The organism is Pseudomonas sp. CFBP 5748, assembly GCF_053850495.1.
On record NZ_JBSPTN010000007.1, the window covers coordinates 111,518 to 132,739 of the forward strand.

The 21,222-nt window shown below is 60.9% G+C and carries 21 protein-coding genes; 13 read left to right on the forward strand and 8 right to left on the reverse strand.

The features are described 5' to 3' along the window. The first annotated feature begins 5 nt into the window (after positions 1-5). Positions 6-572: an ADP compounds hydrolase NudE gene (gene nudE / locus ACWNZ1_RS17605; protein WP_135843194.1), complete on the forward strand. Its 567-nt coding sequence runs from the start codon at positions 6-8 to the stop codon at positions 570-572. Next, positions 569-1,396, forward strand: coding sequence for a 3'(2'),5'-bisphosphate nucleotidase CysQ (gene cysQ / locus ACWNZ1_RS17610; protein ID WP_135843195.1), 828 nt, complete (start codon positions 569-571; stop codon positions 1,394-1,396). Before nudE ends, cysQ begins: the two co-directional genes overlap by 4 nt. 168 nt (positions 1,397-1,564) lie before the next feature. Here cysQ and ACWNZ1_RS17615 read toward each other — a convergent pair whose 3' ends face one another. Genes ACWNZ1_RS17615 through rfbB form a run of 7 tightly spaced genes read right to left on the reverse strand, consistent with a single transcriptional unit; the run spans position 1,565 to position 8,665 of the window. Further along, positions 1,565-2,020 (reverse strand): thioesterase domain-containing protein, encoded by a 456-nt coding sequence (locus tag ACWNZ1_RS17615; protein ID WP_256454062.1) that lies wholly within the window; start codon positions 2,018-2,020, stop codon positions 1,565-1,567. Between the two features lie 37 nt (positions 2,021-2,057). After that, the gene (locus ACWNZ1_RS17620) at positions 2,058-3,449 is read right to left on the reverse strand and encodes a sigma-54-dependent transcriptional regulator (protein ID WP_265072587.1); all 1,392 of its coding nucleotides are present in this window, start codon (positions 3,447-3,449) and stop codon (positions 2,058-2,060) included. Continuing rightward, positions 3,446-5,254, reverse strand: coding sequence for a sensor histidine kinase (locus ACWNZ1_RS17625; RefSeq protein ID WP_256454063.1), 1,809 nt, complete (start codon positions 5,252-5,254; stop codon positions 3,446-3,448). The genes ACWNZ1_RS17620 and ACWNZ1_RS17625 overlap by 4 nt, the downstream gene beginning before the upstream one ends. 36 nt (positions 5,255-5,290) lie before the next feature. Further along, positions 5,291-6,172, reverse strand: a complete 882-nt coding sequence (gene rfbD / locus ACWNZ1_RS17630; protein WP_456027774.1) for a dTDP-4-dehydrorhamnose reductase — start codon at positions 6,170-6,172, stop codon at positions 5,291-5,293. Further along, complete coding sequence (gene rfbC / locus ACWNZ1_RS17635) at positions 6,169-6,714, reverse strand: dTDP-4-dehydrorhamnose 3,5-epimerase (protein ID WP_135843200.1); 546 nt, start codon at positions 6,712-6,714, stop codon at positions 6,169-6,171. The genes rfbD and rfbC overlap by 4 nt, the downstream gene beginning before the upstream one ends. Further along, complete coding sequence (rfbA, locus tag ACWNZ1_RS17640) at positions 6,711-7,586, reverse strand: glucose-1-phosphate thymidylyltransferase RfbA (protein WP_135843201.1); 876 nt, start codon at positions 7,584-7,586, stop codon at positions 6,711-6,713. Before rfbA ends, rfbC begins: the two co-directional genes overlap by 4 nt. After that, positions 7,583-8,665: a dTDP-glucose 4,6-dehydratase gene (gene rfbB, locus ACWNZ1_RS17645; RefSeq protein WP_135843202.1), complete on the reverse strand. Its 1,083-nt coding sequence runs from the start codon at positions 8,663-8,665 to the stop codon at positions 7,583-7,585. The genes rfbA and rfbB overlap by 4 nt, the downstream gene beginning before the upstream one ends. 326 nt (positions 8,666-8,991) lie before the next feature. On the opposite strand from rfbB, the gene ACWNZ1_RS17650 reads away from it, so the two are divergent. The 9 genes from ACWNZ1_RS17650 (at position 8,992) to ACWNZ1_RS17690 (ending at position 18,529) form a co-directional block, all read left to right on the forward strand. Continuing rightward, positions 8,992-11,904: an aminotransferase gene (locus tag ACWNZ1_RS17650; RefSeq protein WP_135843203.1), complete on the forward strand. Its 2,913-nt coding sequence runs from the start codon at positions 8,992-8,994 to the stop codon at positions 11,902-11,904. Between the two features lie 215 nt (positions 11,905-12,119). Further along, positions 12,120-13,226: an agmatine deiminase gene (gene aguA, locus ACWNZ1_RS17655; RefSeq protein WP_256454066.1), complete on the forward strand. Its 1,107-nt coding sequence runs from the start codon at positions 12,120-12,122 to the stop codon at positions 13,224-13,226. 243 nt (positions 13,227-13,469) lie between these two features. Further along, the gene (locus tag ACWNZ1_RS17660; protein ID WP_109751950.1) at positions 13,470-13,670 is read left to right on the forward strand and encodes a hypothetical protein; all 201 of its coding nucleotides are present in this window, start codon (positions 13,470-13,472) and stop codon (positions 13,668-13,670) included. Between the two features lie 223 nt (positions 13,671-13,893). Continuing rightward, positions 13,894-14,565, forward strand: coding sequence for a DsbA family protein (locus ACWNZ1_RS17665; protein WP_256454067.1), 672 nt, complete (start codon positions 13,894-13,896; stop codon positions 14,563-14,565). Between the two features lie 238 nt (positions 14,566-14,803). After that, positions 14,804-16,090, forward strand: a complete 1,287-nt coding sequence (locus ACWNZ1_RS17670) for an OprD family porin (protein WP_135843206.1) — start codon at positions 14,804-14,806, stop codon at positions 16,088-16,090. Positions 16,091-16,325: 235 nt separating this feature from the next. Continuing rightward, complete coding sequence (locus ACWNZ1_RS17675) at positions 16,326-17,072, forward strand: 2OG-Fe dioxygenase family protein (protein WP_256454068.1); 747 nt, start codon at positions 16,326-16,328, stop codon at positions 17,070-17,072. Between the two features lie 13 nt (positions 17,073-17,085). Next, the gene (locus ACWNZ1_RS17680) at positions 17,086-17,523 is read left to right on the forward strand and encodes a GNAT family N-acetyltransferase (protein WP_178084231.1); all 438 of its coding nucleotides are present in this window, start codon (positions 17,086-17,088) and stop codon (positions 17,521-17,523) included. Further along, positions 17,520-18,233 (forward strand): AzlC family ABC transporter permease, encoded by a 714-nt coding sequence (locus tag ACWNZ1_RS17685; RefSeq protein ID WP_135843208.1) that lies wholly within the window; start codon positions 17,520-17,522, stop codon positions 18,231-18,233. Before ACWNZ1_RS17680 ends, ACWNZ1_RS17685 begins: the two co-directional genes overlap by 4 nt. After that, a complete protein-coding gene (locus tag ACWNZ1_RS17690; protein ID WP_135843209.1) occupies positions 18,212-18,529 on the forward strand; it encodes an AzlD domain-containing protein in 318 nt (105 codons plus the stop codon). Before ACWNZ1_RS17685 ends, ACWNZ1_RS17690 begins: the two co-directional genes overlap by 22 nt. On the opposite strand, the gene ACWNZ1_RS17695 is transcribed toward ACWNZ1_RS17690, so the two are convergent. Beyond that, positions 18,446-19,372, reverse strand: coding sequence for a LysR family transcriptional regulator (locus ACWNZ1_RS17695; protein WP_265072591.1), 927 nt, complete (start codon positions 19,370-19,372; stop codon positions 18,446-18,448). The two genes, ACWNZ1_RS17690 and ACWNZ1_RS17695, sit on opposite strands and share 84 nt — an antisense overlap. Before the next feature lie 693 nt (positions 19,373-20,065). On the opposite strand from ACWNZ1_RS17695, the gene ACWNZ1_RS17700 reads away from it, so the two are divergent. Next, positions 20,066-20,476, forward strand: coding sequence for an MbcA/ParS/Xre antitoxin family protein (locus ACWNZ1_RS17700; RefSeq protein WP_135843211.1), 411 nt, complete (start codon positions 20,066-20,068; stop codon positions 20,474-20,476). Further along, complete coding sequence (locus tag ACWNZ1_RS17705; RefSeq protein ID WP_135843212.1) at positions 20,476-21,153, forward strand: RES family NAD+ phosphorylase; 678 nt, start codon at positions 20,476-20,478, stop codon at positions 21,151-21,153. The genes ACWNZ1_RS17700 and ACWNZ1_RS17705 overlap by 1 nt, the downstream gene beginning before the upstream one ends. Positions 21,154-21,222 lie beyond the last annotated feature (69 nt).

Here is a 21,222-nt window from a genome sequence, read left to right on the forward strand (position 1 = left end):
CGTTTATGCGCCAGAAACCCACCATACTCGATCGCCAGATCGTCGCCACCAGCCGCCTGTTTTGTGTGGAAGAACTGAAACTGCGTTTTTCCAACGGTGTGGAGCGCACCTATGAACGTCTGGCGAGCAAGGGCGCGGGTTACGGCGCAGTGATGATCGTGGCGATGCTCGACGCCGACCACGCGGTGCTGGTGGAAGAGTATTGCGGCGGCACTGAGGCCTACGAACTGTCCCTGCCCAAGGGTTTGATCGAGCCGGGTGAAGATGTGCTGGCGGCGGCTGAACGCGAGCTCAAGGAAGAGGCCGGTTTCGGCGCGCGACAATTGGAGCACCTGACAGAGCTGTCGCTGTCCCCCGGCTACATGAGCCAGAAGATCCAGGTGGTGCTGGCGACTGATTTGTATGAAGAACGGCTGGAAGGCGATGAGCCCGAGCCGATGCGTGTGGACAAGGTCAATCTGCGCGAATTGTCTGCCCTGGCGCAAAACCCTCAGTTCACCGAGGGGCGGGCCTTGGCGGCGTTGTACCTGGCCCGTGACCTGCTGACCCAGCGCGGAGCGTTCCTGTCATGAATTTCCCCCATCCTCTGATGGCCCCTGTGATTGAGCTGGCGCTCAAGGCTGGCGAGGCGATCCTGCCGTTCTGGCGTGCGAATGTGCAGGTCAACCACAAGGCGGACGAGTCGCCGGTGACCGCCGCGGACATGGCCGCTCATGATGTGATCGTGGCGGGGTTGACGGCGCTGGCACCGGATATTCCGATTCTCTCCGAAGAAGACGCCAATATCGCCCAGGGCGTGCGCGCCGGCTGGCAACGCTGGTGGCTGGTGGATCCGCTGGATGGGACCAAAGAGTTCATTTCCGGCAGTGAGGAGTTCACGGTCAACATCGCCTTGGTGGAACAGGGCCGGGTGGTGTTTGGCGTGGTGTCGATGCCCACCAACGGTCGCTTCTACGTTGGCGGCGCGGGGCTGGGTGCCTGGCGCGGCGACCAGGGCGGTGAGCCCGCGGCCATCGCGGTACGTAACGTACTGGCACCGGGTGAAACCTTCACCGTGGTCGCCAGTCGCCGTCACACCAGCCCCGAGCAGGAACGCCTCTTGGGCGGTTTGAGCGCGAGCCTGGGCGAGTTGCAACTGACCAGTATCGGCAGTTCGTTGAAGTTCTGCCTGCTGGCCGAAGGTGCGGCCGATTGCTATCCACGGCTGGCGCCGACGTCCCAGTGGGACACCGCCGCCGCCCAAGGTGTGCTGGAAGGGGCGGGTGGCGAGGTGTTGGACTTGAGCGGCGAGCCGTTCTGTTATCCGGCCCGTGAGTCTCTGTTGAACACGTCGTTCCTGGCGTTGCCGGCGAAAGCGGCGTGGCGCGCAAAGCTGTTGGAGCTTGCCCGCTCTTAAGTCCGGCTCGATCCCTTGTGGCGAGGGGATTTATCCCCGCTGGCTGCGCAGCAGCCCAGTGGCTGGACGCGTTTTGTCTGGTACATCGAGGTGACTGATCTTGGGGTTGCTTCGCAACCCAGCGGGGATAAATCCCCTCGCCACAGAGGTTTCGTGGCGTTTCCAGAGTCAGCGGTGCAACACGTACTGCCCCACAAACTCCACCGCCGGCTCCTCGCTCCCGTTATTCAACACCCGAGTCTGCAAGGCCAGCCGTGCCCGTCCGTAGCGCCGGTAGGTGGCCAGGAAGCGTTTCCACACCTTTTCCTCTGGCGCATCGCAGACGACTGTCGCGTCGCGGGTGACCGGCAGCGGGTAGCTGATTTGCCCTTCCTGAATCACGATATGCCCGTCTTCAATGCCTTCCTCGCGCAAGGCCAGGTGCAGCCAGCCCCAGCCCCCCAATACCGCGCCGCAGTACAGGCTGCCGCCGAACATGGTGCTCTTGTGATTGACGTTGGCCGCAAGCGGCAAGAACAGGCGCAGCTGTCGGGCCTGCCAATCGAGCACCTTGAGGCCCATGTCCCGCGTCAGGGGGATGTCGTGGTGCAGGATCGATTCCAGGTAACGACTGTCGCGGTTCATTGCGGGGCCTTTTGCTTGCAAGGGAAATGACGATAACTCAATCGGATTCATCGGCCGGGCCCTGGCTGCTGTCGCCGAAATTCAGCCCATGCTTGCGCAGTTTATCGTGCAAGGTCTTGCGCGGAATGCCCAAGGCCTCGGCGAGGCTGCGTACCGAGCTGTGGGGGCGGGCCAGTTCGGCGGCGATCAGGGTTTTCTCGAAGTTTTCCACCTGCTCGCTCAAGCCGCCAGTGACCACTTCGACCAGTGCCCCGGGGCTGCCGTCCGGTGCGCTGTTGTCCAGTGCCAGTTCCAGACCCAAGGCGAAGCGTTCGGCGGCATTTTGCAACTCTCGCACGTTGCCCGGCCAGGTATGGCGCAGAAGCAGCGCCCGTTGCGCCGGTTGCAGGTGGTGAGGCGGCAGGCCGTGACGAGCACTGGCTTCGTCGGCGAAGTGCTGGAACAACATCAGCGCATCTTCCCCCCGTTCACGTAGTGGCGGTATGCGCAGCGGCGCAACGTTCAGGCGGTAATACAGGTCGGCGCGAAAGCGCCCTTGGTCGGCGGCCTGGCGCAGGTCTTCCTTGGTGGCGGCGATGATGCGGATGTCCAGCGGGATCTGTTGATTGCCCCCCAGTCGCTCCACCATGCGCTCTTGCAGCAGACGCAGCAACTTGACCTGGACATCCAGGCTCATGCTTTCGATTTCGTCGAGAAACAGCGTGCCGCCGTTGGCGAATTCGAATTTGCCGATGCGGCGTTTTTGCGCGCCGGTGAACGCCCCCGGCTCGTGGCCGAACAGTTCGCTCTCCACCACCGACTCGGCCAGGGCCCCGGCGTTGATCGCCACGAATGGCCCGTTACGCCGACCCGAGAGATCGTGCAGCGCTCGGGCGACCACTTCCTTGCCGGCACCGGTTTCACCGAGGATCAGCACGTCGGCGCGGGTCGCCGCCAGTGCACCGATCTGTTCGCGCAGGCGCAGCATCTGGGCTGACTGGCCGATCAGCCGCGCGCTGAGTTCATGGCGATCGCTGAGGGCCAGGCGCAGGCTCCGGTTGTCCAGCACCAGGCGGCGCAGGGCCAGGGCCCGGCGTACGCTGTCGAGCAGGTGATCGCTGGGAAATGGTTTTTCCAGAAAGTCATAGGCCCCGGCGCGCATCGCCTGCACCGCCAGTGGCACGTCGCCGTGACCGGTGATCAGTAGCACCGGCAGCTCAGGGTCCTGGGCGTGGAGTTCGCCCAGCAGTTGGAGACCGTCGATGCCTGGCATGCGAATGTCACTGACCACCACCCCCGGCCAGTCACGCGACAGTTGCTCGGCCACGCCCTTGGCCTCGGCCAGTGGCAGGATTTTCAAGCCGGCCAGGTCGAGGGTCTGGCTCAAGGCCTGACGCAAATGCGGATCGTCGTCGATCAGCACCACCTCAATCCGGTTATCGATGGTCATACGCTACGGTCCTCGGACGGTTGCAGGCTCACTCCGGGGGCGCCGGCGCGCAGCTTCAGGGTGATCAGGGCGCCGCCTTCCTTATGGTTGGCGAACGACAGTTCGCCGCCGAAGGCGCGCATCAGGGTGTCGCAGATCGCCAGCCCCAGGCCAAGGCCCTGGGTGCGGGTCTTGGTGGTATAGAAGGGTTCGCCGGCGCGGCCAAGGGCTTCCATGCAAAACCCCGGGCCGTTATCGCGGATACACAGGTTGACGCCGGTTTCGGTGGCCTGGGCACTGAGCCAGAGTTTGCGCGGCGGGCCTTTCTCAGTCAGGGCGTCGAGGGCGTTGGCCAGCAGGTTGCCGAGCACTTGGCGCAAACGGGTTTCCCCGGCCTCGACCCACAGCGTGGCGGCCGGCAGGTCGCGGATCAGTTCCACTTCCATGCCGCGCCGGCGCTTGGCAAGCAGCGCGAGGGCATCGTCCAAGGCCGGTTGCAGGGCAACACTTTCCGGGGCATGCCGGTCGCGCCGGGCAAAGGCGCGCAAGTGGGCGATGATCGAGGCCATGCGTGCGGTCAGTTCGCTGATCAGCTTGAGGTTGCCCCGGGCGTCCTCGGTACGTTGATGGTCGAGCAAAATCTCGGCGTTTTCCGCATAACTTCGAATCGCCGCCAGCGGCTGGTTGAGTTCGTGGCTGATGCTGGCCGACATCGTGCCCAGGGCCGACAATTTTCCGGCCTGCACCAGGTCATCCTGGGCGCGGACCAGTTCCTGCTGGGCCTGTTCGCGCTCCAGCACTTCCTGGCGCAGTCGCCGGTTAAGGCCTTCCAGGTCGCTGGTGCGCTCGGCCACGCGGCCTTCCAGCTCGTGACGGGCCTTGGCTTCGAAGGCGATCCGATCCAGGTAATGGCGCCTGCGCTGCATCATCAAGCCGAGCAACAGCATCAAGACCAGCAACGCCGCACCGCCTATGGCGACCACAGTGCGCACTGGGCGGTCGATCAGCGTGCGCGGGGCGAGAATGCTTACGCTCCAGCCGGTCTCTTCAATGGACTGGGTCTGGGTCAGCCAGGCGTTGGCATCCAGGTTCAGCGGCTTGGGGTCGCGGGTCGGATAGGGTTGCACAGCACTGATGGCCTTGCGTTCGTCGTCACTCAAGGGTCGAGTCGAACGGAATCGCCATTCCTGTCGCGACGTGAGGATGACCACGCCGTTGTGATCGGTCACCAGCAACTGCTCCGGGGTTTTGCCCCACAGGCTTTCGGTGTGGTCCAGGTCGACCTTGACCACCAGCACGCCGATGACCTTCTCGCGGTCGCGCACGGCGGCGGCGAAGAAATAACCGCGCTTGGCCGATGTGGTGCCCAAGCCGAAGAAGCGCCCCAGGCGCCCGGCCATGGCTTCGATGTAGTACGGCCGGAAGGCGAAATTACGCCCGACGAAACTGTCGTGCTTGTCCCAGTTCGACGCGGCCAGCGTCTTGCCTGTGGCGTCCATCAGGTACATGACTTCGGCGCCGGTCTGGGCGCTGATATTTTTCAGCAGCCGGTTGGCGTTGCCTTGGATGATGCCATCATCGGGGGTCGACAACGCCGCGCGCAGGGCCGGCAGTTCACCGAGAATCTGCGGTAATACCTCATAGCGATGCAAGGTACCCAACAGGTTGGCGACGTAGAGATCAAGGGTTTGGCGGTTCTGCCCGGCCAGTTCGCTACGGTAGTAACGCTCGGCGAGGTGTTCCAGCGGCCACAGCAACGGCGCCAGGCACAGTGCAAGCAAGGCCAGGCTGCGCCAGCGGGGTCTGCGGGGAAGGGTGGGGTTCATAAGCATCAGGCGCCTGTGGGAACAGGCGCATTATGCCTAGGCTTGCTCGGCAAGACACTGGTGCAACGCGCTTCGCCAGTCTGGCTGGCTCACCCCCCACTCCTGGAACAGGCGCGTGCAATCGAGGCGCGAGTTCAGTGGGCGTGAGGCCGGGGTCGGGTAAGCGCTGGACGGGATGGGCTCGAGCTCGGCACAAGGCTTGTGTTGCTCGATCAGGTGTTCGCCGATGGCCTGGGCGAAACCGAACCAGGACGTCTCACCCCGGGCAGTCAGGTGATAGGTGCCCCAGGCGCCGCTTTGACCGGCCCGCCAACGCTCGATGAGTTTGGCGGTGCTGTCGGCGATGGTGCCGGCCCAGGTTGGTGCACCGATCTGGTCGGCCACCACGCGCAGTTGTGGTTTTTCCTGGAGCAGACGCTGCATGGTCAGCAGGAAATTGCGGCCTTCGGTGGAATAGACCCAACTGGTGCGCAGAATCAGGTGCTGGCCGGCGGCCTGGCGAATGGCGTCCTCGCCTGCCAGTTTGCTGCGTCCATAGACACTCAGCGGGTTGGGCATGTCGTCTTCGGTGTATGGCGTGGGCTTGCGGCCATCGAAGACGTAGTCGGTGGAGTAGTGGATCAGCGGGACGCCCAGCTCAACCGCCACCTGGGCCAGGACGCCCGGTGCGATGGCGTTGATGGCGAACGCCAGCGCCGGTTCGCTTTCGGCCTGGTCGACGGCCGTGTGGGCGGCGGCGTTGATGATCAGGTCGGGTTTCAGGGCGTCGATGGGCGAGTGAATGAGGTCCGGGTGCGCCAGGTCGAGCTCGCTGCTGCCGCGCACGATCAACTCGCCCATGCCGGCCAGGCGCGACTGGAGTGCCCGGGATACCTGGCCGTTCTGGCCGATGATCAGGATGCGCAAGGTAGTATTCATGGAAACAGGTCGGCCTCGCCCAGGGCCTTGCCGGCTTGATCCTTGGGCGACAGGATGGGTGCGCCTTGCAGTTCCCAATCGATGGCCAACTGCGGGTCGTCCCAGCGAATGCAGCGCTCGGCCGAGGGTGCGTAGTAATCCGTGGTTTTGTAGAGAAAATCCGCTGACTCGCTCAGCACCACGAAACCGTGGGCAAACCCCGGCGGGACCCACAGTTGCCGATGATTCTGCGCCGACAGGTGCACGCTCACCCATTGGCCGAATGTGGCCGAACTGCGGCGAATATCCACCGCCACGTCCAGGACTTCCCCTGCCGTGACGCGTACCAGTTTCCCCTGGGCCTGCTCGATCTGATAGTGCAGGCCGCGCAGGACGCCTTTGGTCGAGCGCGAATGGTTGTCCTGGACGAACTGCAGCGCGCATCCCGTGGCCTCGGCAAAGGCCCGGGCATTGAAGCTTTCTTGGAAAAAACCGCGATCGTCACCGAAGATCTTCGGCTCGATGATCAGGACTTCTGGCAAACGGGTGGCAACGACATTCAATGGGTTTCTCCAGCGATATTGAACAGGTACTGACCATAACCGGTCTTGCCGAAGTACTTGGCGCGCTCAAGGACATGCTCGCGGCTGACCCAGCCCTGTTGATAGGCAATTTCTTCCAGGCATGCCACTTTCAAGCCTTGGCGGTGCTCGATGGTCTGCACGTATTGCGAGGCTTCCAGCAGGCTGTCGTGGGTGCCGGTATCGAGCCAGGCGAAACCACGGCCGAACCGCTCGACGTGCAGGTCGCCGCGTTGCAGGTAGGCATTGTTGACGTCGGTGATTTCCAGCTCGCCGCGCTTGGAGGGCTTGATGGCCTGGGCGATCTGGATCACGTCGTTATCGTAGAAATACAGGCCGGTCACCGCGTAGCTGGATTTGGGTGCGCTGGGTTTCTCTTCGATTGAAATGGCCCGCCCCTCAGGGTCGAAGTCGATCACGCCAAAGCGCTCGGGGTCCTTGACCCAGTAACCAAACACCGTCGCACCGCTCTGCCGGTTGACGGCGGTCTGTAACTGCTCGCCGAAATGTTGGCCGTGGAAAATGTTGTCGCCCAGGATCAGGCAGACCGAGTCGTTGCCAATAAATTGCTCGCCGATCAGGAACGCCTGGGCCAGGCCATCGGGTGATGGCTGTTCGGCGTAGCAGAACTGCACGCCGAACTGGCTGCCGTCACCCAACAGGTTGCGGTACTGCGGCAGGTCCTGCGGGGTGGAAATCACCAGGATGTCCTTGATGCCGGCGAGCATCAGTACCGATATCGGGTAATAGATCATCGGTTTGTCGTAAACCGGTAATAACTGCTTGGACACCCCTAGGGTGATCGGATGCAGGCGTGTGCCGGAACCGCCTGCCAGAACAATTCCTTTCATCATGCAATCACGTCCTGGTTGTCGAGCGAGCCCAGGCGCTCGCCTTGATAGCTGCCGTCCTGGACACGTCGGCACCACAGCAGGTTTTCGAGGTACCACAGCACGGTTTTGCGCAGGCCGGTCTCGAAGGTTTCCTGCGGCGTCCAGCCGAGTTCGCGTTCAATCTTGCCGGCGTCGATGGCATAGCGCAGGTCGTGGCCGGGGCGATCCTTGACGAAGGTGATCAGGTCCGCATAGCCCGCGACCCCTTCGGGTTTGTGGGGGGCGAGTTCTTCGAGCAACGCGCAGATGCTGCGCACCACCTCGATGTTTTTTTGCTCATTGTGGCCGCCGATGTTGTAGGTCTCGCCGACCACGCCTTCGGTGACGACCTTGAGCAGCGCCCGGGCATGGTCTTCGACGTACAGCCAGTCGCGCACTTGCTGGCCATCGCCATACACCGGCAGCGGTTTACCAGCCAGTGCGTTGAGGATCACCAGGGGAATCAGTTTCTCGGGAAAGTGGAACGGCCCGTAGTTGTTCGAGCAATTGGTCAACAGCACGGGCAAGCCGTAGGTTCGCTGCCAGGCGCGGACCAGGTGGTCGGACGCCGCTTTGCTGGCCGAATAGGGAGAGCTTGGCGCATAAGCGGTGGTTTCGGTGAACAGGTCGTCCACCCCGTGCAGGTCGCCATACACTTCGTCGGTGGAAACGTGGTGGAAGCGAAACGCGCGTTTCTGCGCCTCGGGCAGGGTCTGCCAATAGGCGCGGGTGGCCTCCAGCAGGCTGTAGGTGCCGACGATGTTGGTCTGGATAAAGTCTGCCGGTCCGTCAATGGAACGGTCTACGTGGGACTCTGCCGCCAAGTGCATGATGGCGTCGGGCTTGAATCGTGCGAGCACCGCGCTGACGGTCGGTTGATCGACGATATCGGCCTGCACGAACTCGTAGCGGCTGTCGTGATCGATGCTGCTCAGCGATTCGAGATTGCCGGCGTATGTCAGCTTGTCGAGGTTCAGGACCTGGTGCTCGGTGTCCAGGATCAAGTGGCGTATGAGAGCTGAGCCAATGAAGCCAGCACCACCACTGATAAGAATGCGCATCCGGTTAAGCCTTTTTCCGTGAGAGCCAAAGCATAGGAGCATAGCTTGTCGGCATGTCGGGGGTGGTGCAAGCAGGATATTTCGGGCGGCGTCCATGAGTATGGACATCCCCCTGTGGCGAGGGAGCCTGCTCCCGCTGGGCCGCAAAGCAGACTGGTCTTGGCGGTTGCTGCACAACCGAGCGAGAGCAAACGCCTTCGCCACAACAGCGCGCTGTCAGCCTGTAAAGAGTGCGCCCCCGCCCACGTCTCAATAGAGAGGGGTTGCTTATCCCTCAAGTCAGTGGCGAGATAGACATCCGATAAAACCACCCTAGGGGTCGTTGTATGCCGTTCGCCACGTTGGTTCACCGTGCCAGTTTGCCAAGCCCACAGGTCAGCGCCGAGCAGGCGTTGGTGCTGTTGCGCTCCAATTATGGACTCAGCGGTGACCTGCGACCCCTTGGCAGCCAGCAGGACCTCAACTACCGCGTCGACAGCGAGCGTGGACGGTTTGTGCTGAAAATCTGCCATGGCGACTACGCCGTCCATGAGCTCCAGGCCCAACACGCTGCCCTCAAGCAATTGGCCGAGCACAGCACAGTGAGAGCGCCGCGGGTGATGGCTGCCAATAACGGCCAGGACCTGTTGACCCTGGAGGTCGATGGGCAAGCGGTCCATGTCCGGTTGCTGGAGTACATCGACGGCCAATCCCTCACCCAACTCAAACACCTGGGGCCTGAGTTGGTGACTGGGCTGGGGCGTTTGTGCGCGGAAATCGACCTGGCCCTGGCGACGTTCGAACATCCAGGCCTGGAACGCACGCTGCAGTGGGACGCTCGCCACGCCAATACGCTGATCGGCCATCTGCTGCCGGTGATCCAGGATGATCAACGGCGCAATCTGATCGCTGAGGTCGCGCAACAGGCCGAGCGGCGTTTGCAGCCGCTCAAGGCCAGCCTGCCGGTGCAGGCGATTCACATGGATATCACCGATGACAACGTGGTCTGGCAGCGCGATGCCCTGCGCCAGTGGCAGTTGCAGGGCGTCATCGATTTCGGCGACCTGGTCCGTACGTGGCGCGTCACCGATCTGTCGGTGACCTGCGCGGCCCTGCTGCACCACGCCGACGGCGATCCGTTCTTTATTTTGCCGGCGATCAAGGCCTATCACGCGGTCAACCCGTTGCAGCGCGAAGAACTGTTGGCGCTGTGGCCGCTGATCGTGGCGCGTGCCGCCGTCCTGGTGCTCAGCGGCGAACAGCAGGTCTCTATCGACCCGGACAACCAGTACAGTCGCGACAATCTGGAGCATGAGTGGGAAATTTTCCGGGTCGCTCACTCGGTGCCTCTGGAATTGATGGAAGCGGCGATTCTCTGCGCTGTCGACCATAGCCTGCCGACCATTGCCAGCGAAGGCTTCGTGCCATTGTTGCCGACCTTGGTGGGGCGTGAGTTCGCCTTGATTGACCTGGGTGTGTTGAGCGTGCATTTCGAGGCCGGTAACTGGGAGCAGCCGGGGATCGACCAGCGTTTGCTGAGCGAAGCCGCCGCCGTTCATGGGCTGGCTGCCAGCCGTTACGGGCAGTACCGGTTGTCTCGCACCCGACCGGACAGCGCCGTTGAGCCCGATACCTATCCATTGCACGTGGAGCTGCATGTCCCTCAGGGCACGCCGCTAGAGTCGCCGTTCGCCGGGCTCGTGCATAAGAGCGCCGACGGCATGCTGCAACTGGACAGCGCCCAGTTGAGCGTGCGGTTGTGGGGCGTGACGTCGCCGTTGCATTCAGGGGCAGCGCTGGTCAAGGGACAGGTGCTGGGTGAAGTGACGGGGCCGTTGCGGGTGCAGTTGTGCCGGGGCGCCCAGGTGAATCCACCGCTGTTCTGTACGCCATCCCGGGCCACGGCCTGGCAGGCACTTTGCCCTTCGCCGGCGGTGCTGCTGGGGCTGGCGTGCGATGCCGAGCCGGAAATCGATCCCGAGGCGTTGCTGGCCCGCCGCGATGCGAGCTTTGCCCGCTCGCAGAAGCACTATTACGTCGACCCACCACGTATTGAGCGCGGCTGGCGCAACCACTTGATCGACATGCAGGGCCGTTCGTATCTGGACATGCTCAACAATGTCGCGGTGTTGGGGCACGGCCATCCGCGCATGGCGGCAGTGGCGGCCCGGCAGTGGTCACTGCTCAACACCAACTCACGTTTTCACTATGCCGCGATCGCCGAGTTCTCCGAACGCCTGCTGTCGCTGGCGCCCTCCAACATGGATCGGGTGTTTCTGGTCAACAGCGGCACCGAGGCCAACGACCTGGCGATCCGCCTGGCCTGGGCCTACAGCGGTGGCCGGGACATGCTCAGTGTGCTGGAGGCCTATCACGGCTGGTCGGTGGCGGCCGATGCGGTATCGACGTCTATCGCCGACAATCCCCAGGCCCTGAGCAGCCGCCCGGATTGGGTGCATCCGGTGACCGCGCCAAACACCTATCGTGGTGAATTCCGCGGGCCCGATAGCGCGCCGGATTATGTGCGCAGCGTCGAACACAACCTGGCGAAGATCGCGCAAAACAAGCGCCAACTCGCTGGCTTCATCTGCGAGCCGGTGTATGGCAATGCCGGCGGGATTGCGCTGCCGCCAGGGTATTTGAAGCAGGTCTACGCGCTGGTACGCGAGCGCGGTGGGGTCTGCATCGCCGACGAAGTGCAGGTCGGTTATGGGCGCATGGGCGAGTTCTTCTGGGGCTTTGAGGAACAGGGCGTGGTGCCGGACATCATCACCATGGCCAAGGGCATGGGCAACGGCCAGCCGCTGGGCGTGGTCATTACCCGCCGGGAAATCGCCGAGGCGCTGGAAGCCGAGGGTTATTTCTTCTCGTCGGCCGGTGGCAGCCCGGTCAGTTGCCGGATCGGCATGGCCGTGCTGGATGTCATGGAAGAAGAACGGCTCTGGGAAAACGCCCAAGTGGTGGGTGCGCATTTCAAGGCACGACTGCAAGCCTTGATTGACCAATATCCATTGGTCGGTGCGGTGCATGGTTCCGGGTTCTACCTGGGCGTGGAATTGATCCGTAACCGCGAAACCCTGGAGCCGGCCACCGAAGAAACCACGGCGCTGTGCAATCGCCTACGGGAGCTGGGTATCTTCATGCAACCGACTGGCGATTACCTGAACATCCTCAAGATCAAGCCGCCGATGGTCACCACGCGTCAGAGTGTGGATTTCTTTGTGGACATGTTGGCGAAGGTGTTGGACGAGGGGCTTTAAGGCGGGTCTTGCCCCTGTGGGAGCGAGCAAGCTCGCTCCCACAGATTCAATAAACACAATTCGATTTTTGTCGGTATTTTTCGCTATTTTTTCATGGCGATGAGTTTTTTATACTTTAAAAGCCGATTTTTATCGCTTATAAAGTCGACATTGCACGACGCGCTCCTCCCTCGCGTGCCGTTACCCTTTTGTATCGCTCACTGGAGTCCTGATTCATGACAACGTTGCGCAGCACTCCCCGTGCGGACGGTTTCCACATGCCTGCCGAGTGGGCGACCCAGACCCAAGTCTGGATGATCTGGCCCGAGCGCCCGGATAACTGGCGCCTGGGCGGCAAGCCCGCGCAGGCCGCCCACGTCGCGGTGACCAAGGCCATTGCCCGTTTTGAGCCAGTGACCGTGGCGGTGTCCGCGGCCCAGTACGAAAACGCCCGGGCACGCCTCGACGTGCCGAATATCCGCCTGGTGGAGATGTCCAGCGACGACGCCTGGGTCCGCGATACTGGCCCGACCTTTGTCATCAATGACGACGGTGAGGTACGCGGTGTCGACTGGGACTTCAACGCCTGGGGCGGTTTCGACGGTGGCCTGTATGCGCCGTGGAACCGTGATTCGCAAGTGGCCAGCAAGATCCTTGAAATCGAGCGCAGCCCGCGTTATCGCACCGAGGGTTTTGTGCTCGAGGGCGGTTCGATCCATGTCGATGGCGAAGGCACCCTGATCACCACCGAAGAATGCCTGCTCAACCGCAATCGCAACCCGCATTTGAGTCGTGAAGAAATCGAGGCGGTACTCAGCGCGCAGTTGGCGGTGGACAAGATCATCTGGTTGCCGGACGGCCTGTTCAATGACGAAACCGACGGTCATGTGGATAACTTCTGCTGCTACGTGCGGCCTGGCGAAGTATTGCTTGCCTGGACCGACGACCCGCAGGATCCGAACTACGCCCGCTGCCACGCCGCGATGAACGTGCTGAAAAACAGCACCGACGCCAAGGGACGCCCGTTCACAGTGCACAAGATGCCGATTCCGGGGCCGCTGTATGCCACCGAAGAGGAATGTGCAGGGGTGGATGCCGTGGAAGGTTCCCAGGAGCGCAATCCGAGCGTGCGGCTGGCCGGTTCTTACGTGAACTTCCTGATCGTCAACGGCGGCATCATCGCACCGAGTTTTGACGACCCGCTGGACGTCCCGGCCAGGGAGATCCTGCAACAGCTATTCCCGCAGCACGAAGTGGTCATGGTGCCGGGCCGCGAACTGTTACTCGGTGGTGGGAATATCCATTGCCTTACCCAACAGCAACCCGCGCCGCGGACAAAATGAGTGGCGATGTAACAGCTTGCTGATATCGACTGCGCCGGCTCTAGGTCGGCGTTTTTGGATCCATCCTGGTAAGCCCGCGGCCCGATTGGGCGCGCGGGTTTTTTGTGCCTGTTTCTTGGCGGTGCCGATACATTGGCATAGCTCTTGTATCTGCATCCGAACAGTTCTTGGGAGCGGAACTGAGTTGTTTTGTCATAAACCTTGGATAAATTGGCCGCTCATCAACCAGGAGAGGGCGCTGGAATGAATATGATAAGCGAGCGCACATGCCATCCCTTGGCCGTTAATGGTGAGTCGCTGCAAGCCTTGGCGCAGTGGTTGAAGTCCAACGGAACGCGTCAGATCAGAGAACCTGATCCGCGTCGGGTGATCGTGGAGCGCTACCCCGCTGGCCTGTTCAGCGAGGCGGAGCTGGAAGCGTTGTGGGATGTGATGCAAGGATAGAATTCGACGGATTGATAAAAAGCGCTGGCCGGGATGGCAGCGCTTTTTTTTTGTGCCTGAAGGATCTGTGGATTGATGCGATTCCCTGTGAGAGCGGGCAGTGTCCACCCAAGAGAGGCATTCGACCGATCCACGAAACAAACTGAACGCCATTCCGGCGTTTTTCCGCAGGGCTCCCGAGGCTACCCTGCCATCGAATCCTCACGGCCAGCGGAGAGTTGCCATGACCACCCTTCATTACATCTATGACCCGCTATGCGGCTGGTGCTACGGCGCCAAACCGTTGGTGCAGGCCGCCCGGGCGGTGCTGCCGGTGATCGCCCATGGCGGCGGCATGATGACCGGTGCCAATCGCCAGCAGGTCTCGCCGCAGTTGCGCAATTACGTGATGCCCCACGACCGACGCATCGCCGAATACACCGGACAGCCGTTTGGCGAGGCCTATTTCGAAGGCTTGTTGCGCGACGACAGCGCGGTGTTCGATTCGGCGCCGCCGACCGCAGCCATCCTCGCTGCCGAGCAGCTCGCTGGCCGCGGCCTGGAACTGTTGGGGCGCCTGCAAACCGCACACTACGTCGAAGGCCGACGCATTGCTGACGAAATCGTGCTCCTGGAGCTGGCTCAATCCATCGGTCTGCAAGCCCAGGCGTTTCTGGCGGCGTTCAATGCAGCTGATGTGCAAGGGCATATCAAGGCCAGTCGGGCCTTGCTGACCCAGGTTGGTGGCCAGGGCTTCCCGACGTTTGCCTTGGCGCAGGACGGTCGGTTCACGTTGATCGACATCGGTCCCTGGCTCGGTAAGCCCGAGGCATTTGCCGATTGGTTAAAGCAAGCCGTGCCGGTGCAGGCCTCTACCCCGGCGATGGCCTGCGGTCTGGACGGCTGTGATTCTTAGATGTTTTTCGCCTAATTACAGACGATTCACGAAATTGACACGCTGTTGAGGGCGCGACTAGGATTCGTCCCACGCCTGTGGCTAACAGCCATGACTCTTAAATAATAAAAAGGCCCGACACGATCACTCGTGGGCGGGCCTTTTCATTATTTCAGGAGCAAGAGTCCGAAAAAGAGCGCAAAAGCGCCATTTCGGCTGCCAGTCGCAGTGCGTATCAACCCGTATAAGGAAAATAAACATGTTGAACAAGCGCATTGGTTTGATCGCACTGGGGATTTTGAGCACGACACACGCCATGGCCAACGACCAGGCTGAGTCCAAGGGGTTCGTTGAAGACAGCAGCCTGAAAGTGCTGTTACGCAACGCTTACATGAATCGCGACTACAAAGACGGCAACCAGGACAAGGCCGAATGGGGCCAGGCGGCTATCGGTACGTTCTCGTCCGGTTTCACCCAAGGCACCGTGGGTGTGGGTGTGGATGCGTTCGGCCTGTACGCCTTGCGTCTGGATGGCGGCAAGGGGCGCAGCGGTGCGGGCGGCATCGACTTCTTCAAGCAAGGCGACAGCGGCAGTGCGGCCGATGACCTGTCCAGGTTTGGCGCAGCGGTCAAGTTCCGTGTCTCCAATACCGTGCTGGCCTACGGCGACCAGATGCCGGCCCTGCCGGTGCTGAGCTATGACAACTCGCGCCTGCTGCCGGAAAGCTACACCGGCACGCTGATCACCTCTAAAGAGATCAAGGGCCTGGAACTGAATGCCGGCCGTTTCACCGCCGAATCGCGCAAGAGCGCCGAAGGCCGTGACAGCGGTGGCCTGAAGTCGATCAACGTATTGGGCGGCAGCTATCAGTTCACCGAGCAGTTCAAGGCTTCGCTCTACGCCTCGGACGTCGAAGACGTGTTGAAGAAGCAATACGTGAACGCCAACTATGTGTTCCCGCTGGCCAAGGATCAGTCCCTGACCCTGGACTTCAACGGTTATCGCACCAAGCTGGACAACAGCTACGTTCGCGAAAACAACGTCACCGGTGACGACAACAAGATCTGGAGCCTGGCTGCGACCTTCGCCACAGGACCGCACAGCTTCACCCTCGCCCACCAGCGCAGCACCGGCGACAGCAACCTGGGCTACGCCTACGGCGGTTATCAACGCGAGCAGAATCGTGTGGGCGACGGCGGTAACACGATCTACCTGGCCAACTCCTACTGGTCCGACTTCAACGCTGAAGACGAACGCAGCTGGCAGTTGGGTTATGGCCTGGATTTCACTACCTTCGGCGTCCCGGGCCTGACCTATAACGTCGCTTACGTGCGTGGCGATAACATCACCACGTCCACCAGCGAAGGTGGCACCGAGCGCGAGATCTTCAACCAGTTCAAGTACGTGGTCCAGAACGGCCCGGCCAAGGACCTGAGCGTACGGTTGCGCAGCTCCGTGTTGCGTGTGTCGCAAAAGTCCAGCGAGTACAACGTCAGTGGCAATGAGCTTCGGGTGTTCGTGGATTACCCGATCAACGTCTTCTGATGCCTGATGGTGTGACAAGCGCCTGATGAAAACCCCCGACGCCAACTCGGGGGTTTTTTGCCTTTTGACGCCATAAATATCGCAAAAAATGCCTGTTTTCCCGAGTAAAAGTCGTACTAATTGCATTTCACCCATCGTTTCAAGCTGGGCTTGAAATGCTTCAAAATCTTTCTCATGGACGTAAATCCTGCACCTACTAGATTAGGCCGCTCAACGTAGCGGAGACCTATGAAAAATGATCGTTCTGAACAGGGAAGTGGGCGAAGCGCTAAGACGTGACAAATACGTCAACGTTCGCGGTGGAGACTTCAACCTCTACGGTCATTTCGGCGATTTTGTCCGGCTGACCAAAAGCTGGGAAAACATGGAGCCCGACAGCTACTACGGCCAGGCCGAGTCAGGCATGCGTTTTCGCCGCTACAGCGACTTCGAATACAACCCCACGACCCGTGAGCTCAAGCAGCTTGAGCACCGCGCCTATGTGCAATCCAAGGCCAACAACAGCTATGTTGGCGGATTGGAGCGGCACTTCCAGGATTTTTCCAACGAAGTGATCAACTCGCCGGTGATGCGCAGCCTGATCGATACGGACTTCGAGGTGTACAAGAACGTCCTGCCACAGGAACTGCACGATGAAATCTGGCAGTGCCAGATCCATCAGATCCGCATCGAGATCAAGCCGGGCAAGCAGCTGGAAATCACCCCTGAAGGAATCCATTGCGACGGGTATCCGTTCAGCGGCGTGCACTTCTGGGGTCGTCATAATGTGACGGGTGCAGAAAGCCGTTTGTACACTGCCCAGGAAGAGCAACTGGCGGCTGTTACCTACGAAGACATCCTCGACACCACGTTCTTCCTTGATCGCGACATGCGCCATTACGTCACCCCGGCCCGCAACACCCACAGCCGTGAAATGGCGTACCGGCAGATCCTGGCCATTTCCTTCTCGCGGCCCGGGACCGCTTTCGACATTGTTCGCTGAACGGCTCGAACCCATGGACGACTCTGCGCAGCAGGTTCTGTTGCGTCGGGCCCAGGTCAGGGATGCGGAGCGGTTGGAGCATTTTTTTCGCGGATTCGACGAAGTGTCATTCTGCGAGTGGCAGGATGCCCGATTTTTGCGGGGCGTATTGTTGCAGGACACCACCACCGCCTATCTGGCTGTCGATGCCAGTGGCGAGGTGGTCGGTGCGGTGATCGGGGGCATGCTGGGCACCCGCGGTACGATCAATCACCTGGCCGTCAGTCCGGAGCATCGCACCCGAGGCCTGGGCCAGCGCCTGGTGGAAGCGGCCTCGGCCGATATGAAACGGGTGGGCGTGCTGCGCATGTTCCTGTTCGTCGACGATGCTAATCTGGCCGGCAAGCGCTTTTGGGCTGCCCAGGGGTTCTGTGAGCCCCGGGGTGAGATCACTTTCGAGAGGGATTTATGAACAAGACTTCCAGCCAGCCGCTGGCGGTCGAACCACAAGCCTCGCGTACCTTTGCTGAAGCCAGTCCGGTGGTGGCGGGTTATTTCACGGTTTCGTTTGTGTTCGGTCTGATGGCGGTCAACGCGGGGCTGCCCCTGTGGTTGCCCGTGGCGATGTGCCTGTTCGTCTACGCGGGCGCTTCGCAATTCGCGGCGTTGGCGTTGATTTCCAGCGGCGCCTCGCTGACCACCATCGTGCTCACCACGTTCTTGATCAATGCGCGGCACATGCTGATGTCGGTCTATATGGCCAAGGCTTTGCGAGCGCTGGGGCTCAGTCGTTTCGAGCGCTGGTGCTACGCGGCGGGGCTCACGGATGAGTCGTTCGCCTTCCACAGCGTCAAGCTGGGCAGCGGGGCGCCAGTGAGCGTGCGCTACCTGATCGGCTTCAACCTGTTTTGCCACACCTCCTGGGTACTCGGCGGCCTGTTGGGCGCCGTATGCGCGCAATACGCCGCGCACCTGATCAAATACCAGCTCGATTACGCCCTGACCGCAATGATGCTCTACGTGCTGGTTTCGCTGTGCGATACCCGTAACAAGCTGATCGCAGCCCTGGCAGCTGTCGTCTGCATGGGCGGGCTGAGCCTGCTGGGCAGTTCGCCGTTCAATGTCTTCATCGCCACATTCGTTGGCTGCGGGGTGGGCGTATGCCTGACCAAACGTTCCTGATCCTGGTCGTCGTGCTGATGATGGCCGTGACTTTCCTGCCGCGTGCCTTGCCGTTGCAGATCAACACTGAACACTGGCCGCCTTTCGTCGCCCGCGCCCTGGAATACCTGCCGGTGGCGATCGTCGCTGCCATCAGCCTGACCCCGTTGTTGATCAAGGATCAGCAGATACAGTTGGATCGCCCGGAATTCTATGCCGCGATTCCGACACTGTTATGTGCGTATTTCAGCCGCAACCTGTTTCTCAGTGTGGCGCTGGGCACGGCGTCGTACATCGCGCTCGGTTCGTTCCTGTAGCGTCAGGTCCACCACATCGTGCAGCGCCTGGCCGGACAACTCCGGATTGTTTACCGCCAGGCGGACCTCAAGGAAGTCCTCGAAGTCCGGGAAAATGGCCAAGCCGTTGCGCAGTGCCGCCTCCCGAGATACCAGCCCCAGGCCATCGAGCTGGGTGATCAGCGACAACGTCAGCGTTTCACTGCAGGAATACACCATCCGCTGGCTCGACCCGTATTCGCCCAGGCCTGCATCGAGAAATCGAAGAAAACTGTGGGAATACGGACATTCTTCTGCCGGACGCACCTGAAACTTGTCACCGAGCAAACCCAGGGAGTCGTCCTCGTCGCCACAATGGGCGCCCACCACCCGCACCTGCACATCTGGCATGGTGATGCTGGAAAAACCGCTCTGCTGGTGCCCGATCAGGATCGCCAAATCAAAGGCTTCATTCTTGAGCTTGCTCAGGTTCTCCATCGACTCGGCGTAACTGAACTCCAACTGATACTGGGGGAACACCGCGATCAACCGATCGATCATTCGTCGGTTGAACTCCGCTGGCAGGGTGGTATTGAGCGCCACTTTAAGCGTGCTCTGCCGGGGCGCTTTGAGCGTCGCGACCTTTTCCTCCAGTTGCCGGGTGGCAACCAGCACCTGATCCATGAAAGGGGTCAGTTCCGAGCCTTGGCTCGTCAACGTCAGACCTTTGTTGGAGCGCCGGAACAACCGGAAACCGAACTGCTCTTCGACCTTGTTCAACTGCGCTGCCAATGCTTGCACCGTGAGACACGAATGTTCGGCTGCCGCCGACAACGAGCCGGTCTGCACGATACGCATGAGGTTGCGTAGGGTTCTGCTATCCATGAGGTAATGCCCTCTGCTTAAGTGGGCTCGCTATAGTTTTGCACCTGGCCCGGGTCAGGCAGTGCATGCGGGCTATCATCATGCACCTTGCGCCGCTTGTCGCGATTTTGTGCCGAAAAGCTCCGGGAGGCGATGGTTGGAGCTTATTTGGGATTTTGGGTTTTTGCCGGTTTGGCGTGTATGGGACTGTGTAATTCGCGTCGTGATGGGCTTTGCCTGCAACCTTGTCAGGTATTTCCCAGGGAGAAAAAGGCCCCGCCTGATATACCCGAGTTGTTCGAACAGCCGAAATGTGGCGCTTCCATTAGATAGGCATCGCCACGTCTGGATCGGTTAGATGAAGGCAATTGCCGGCGTCTACGCAACCTGCAAGTGGGTGCTAAAGGTCACTTGCATGAGTTTTCCTGGGACGAAGGAGGCGACTGGTCAAACCCGTTGGAAAGAACTTGGTTTGCCGGATATTTGATATATCACTGTCGCGTCAGCAGTCGCGCCGGCTCTTGAGGTCGATTTCTGGCATGGGTGAGGTTTATGTCAACCGGTGCTTGGATTTCCTTCAGGCCTGAAATGTAACAGGAGAGGGCTCAGAAATTTCAATCTGATCTTCTTTGTTCGTTTGCGAATTAAAACTTAATTTATATCCATATATGTACTACTCTCTCAGTATCACCCGTAGCAAAGGAGCCTAAACCCATGGCTACTTCCTCCATCACCCTCAACGCCCAGCAACAGTTGGATTCCCCGGACGCGGGTCGAGTCGCGCTAAAGTTTTTCTTCAACCTCATGGCGTTGTGGGGCTGCAGCGTCGAGCAGCAGCGCACGTTGCTGGGCAAGATAGGCAACACGACTTTCTACAAATACAAACAACTACCGGAAAACGTAAAGCTGCCCCGTGACACCCTCGAGCGTATTTCCTACCTCATGGGCATTCACAAGGCGCTGAGTATCATCTTCAGCAACAGCCGGGACCGCGTTCATCAATGGGTCAGCAGCCCCAACACCGCAGCGCCGTTCAACGGCCAGTCGGCGTTGGCCTACATGTTGGCCGGACGGGTGGTGGACATTGCCGACGTGCGGCGCTACCTCGATGGAGTGCGCGGTTGATGACGCCACCACTGGCGGACCCGCAATGGAAACGGGCCTATCGGATCGTCAACAGCAGCTTCCCACCCATTGCGCTGTTTGAAGACGTGCTCGACCCCGAAGACCTGCCCATCGCTTATGCCCTGGAGGCGTTGACCAATGACCGGCTGATGGCCGAGGCCGGCGTATTGACCCGGGTGCGTCCCGAAGACCGTGTTTCCGGACCCGGCTCCTCACCCGTGATGGCGGCGTTTACCCACATCGGCAAAAGCAGCCGCTTCAGCGATGGCACCTTCGGCGTCTACTACGCCGCGAGCAGCCAGGAAGCGGCCATCGCCGAAACCTGCTACCACCAGGCCCGATTTCTCGGGGCAACCAACGAGCCGGACCTGGAATTGACCATGCGCACCTACGTCAACAAGGTCATCAAGCCCCTGCACGACATCCGCCACGACTACCCCCATCTCCACGACCCGGACCCCGCCGCCTATGGCCCGTCCCAGGTGTTCGCCCGACAACTGCGCGAAACCCTGTCCTGGGGGCTGCTCTACAACAGCGTCCGCCTGCCCGGCCACGAATGCGTCGCCGCGTTCCGCCCGCCAGCGGTGTCGATTCCGGTGCAGGGCAAGCATATTCGGTACGTCTGGAGTGCGCAGAAACGGGAGATTTCGTTTGTGTTTGAGGTGAGCCAGGTGTGAGCCGGAATATAAAAACCTGACGGAATCGGCAACGCGACCTATCTAGAGGCGTGAATCAATCCGTGGCGA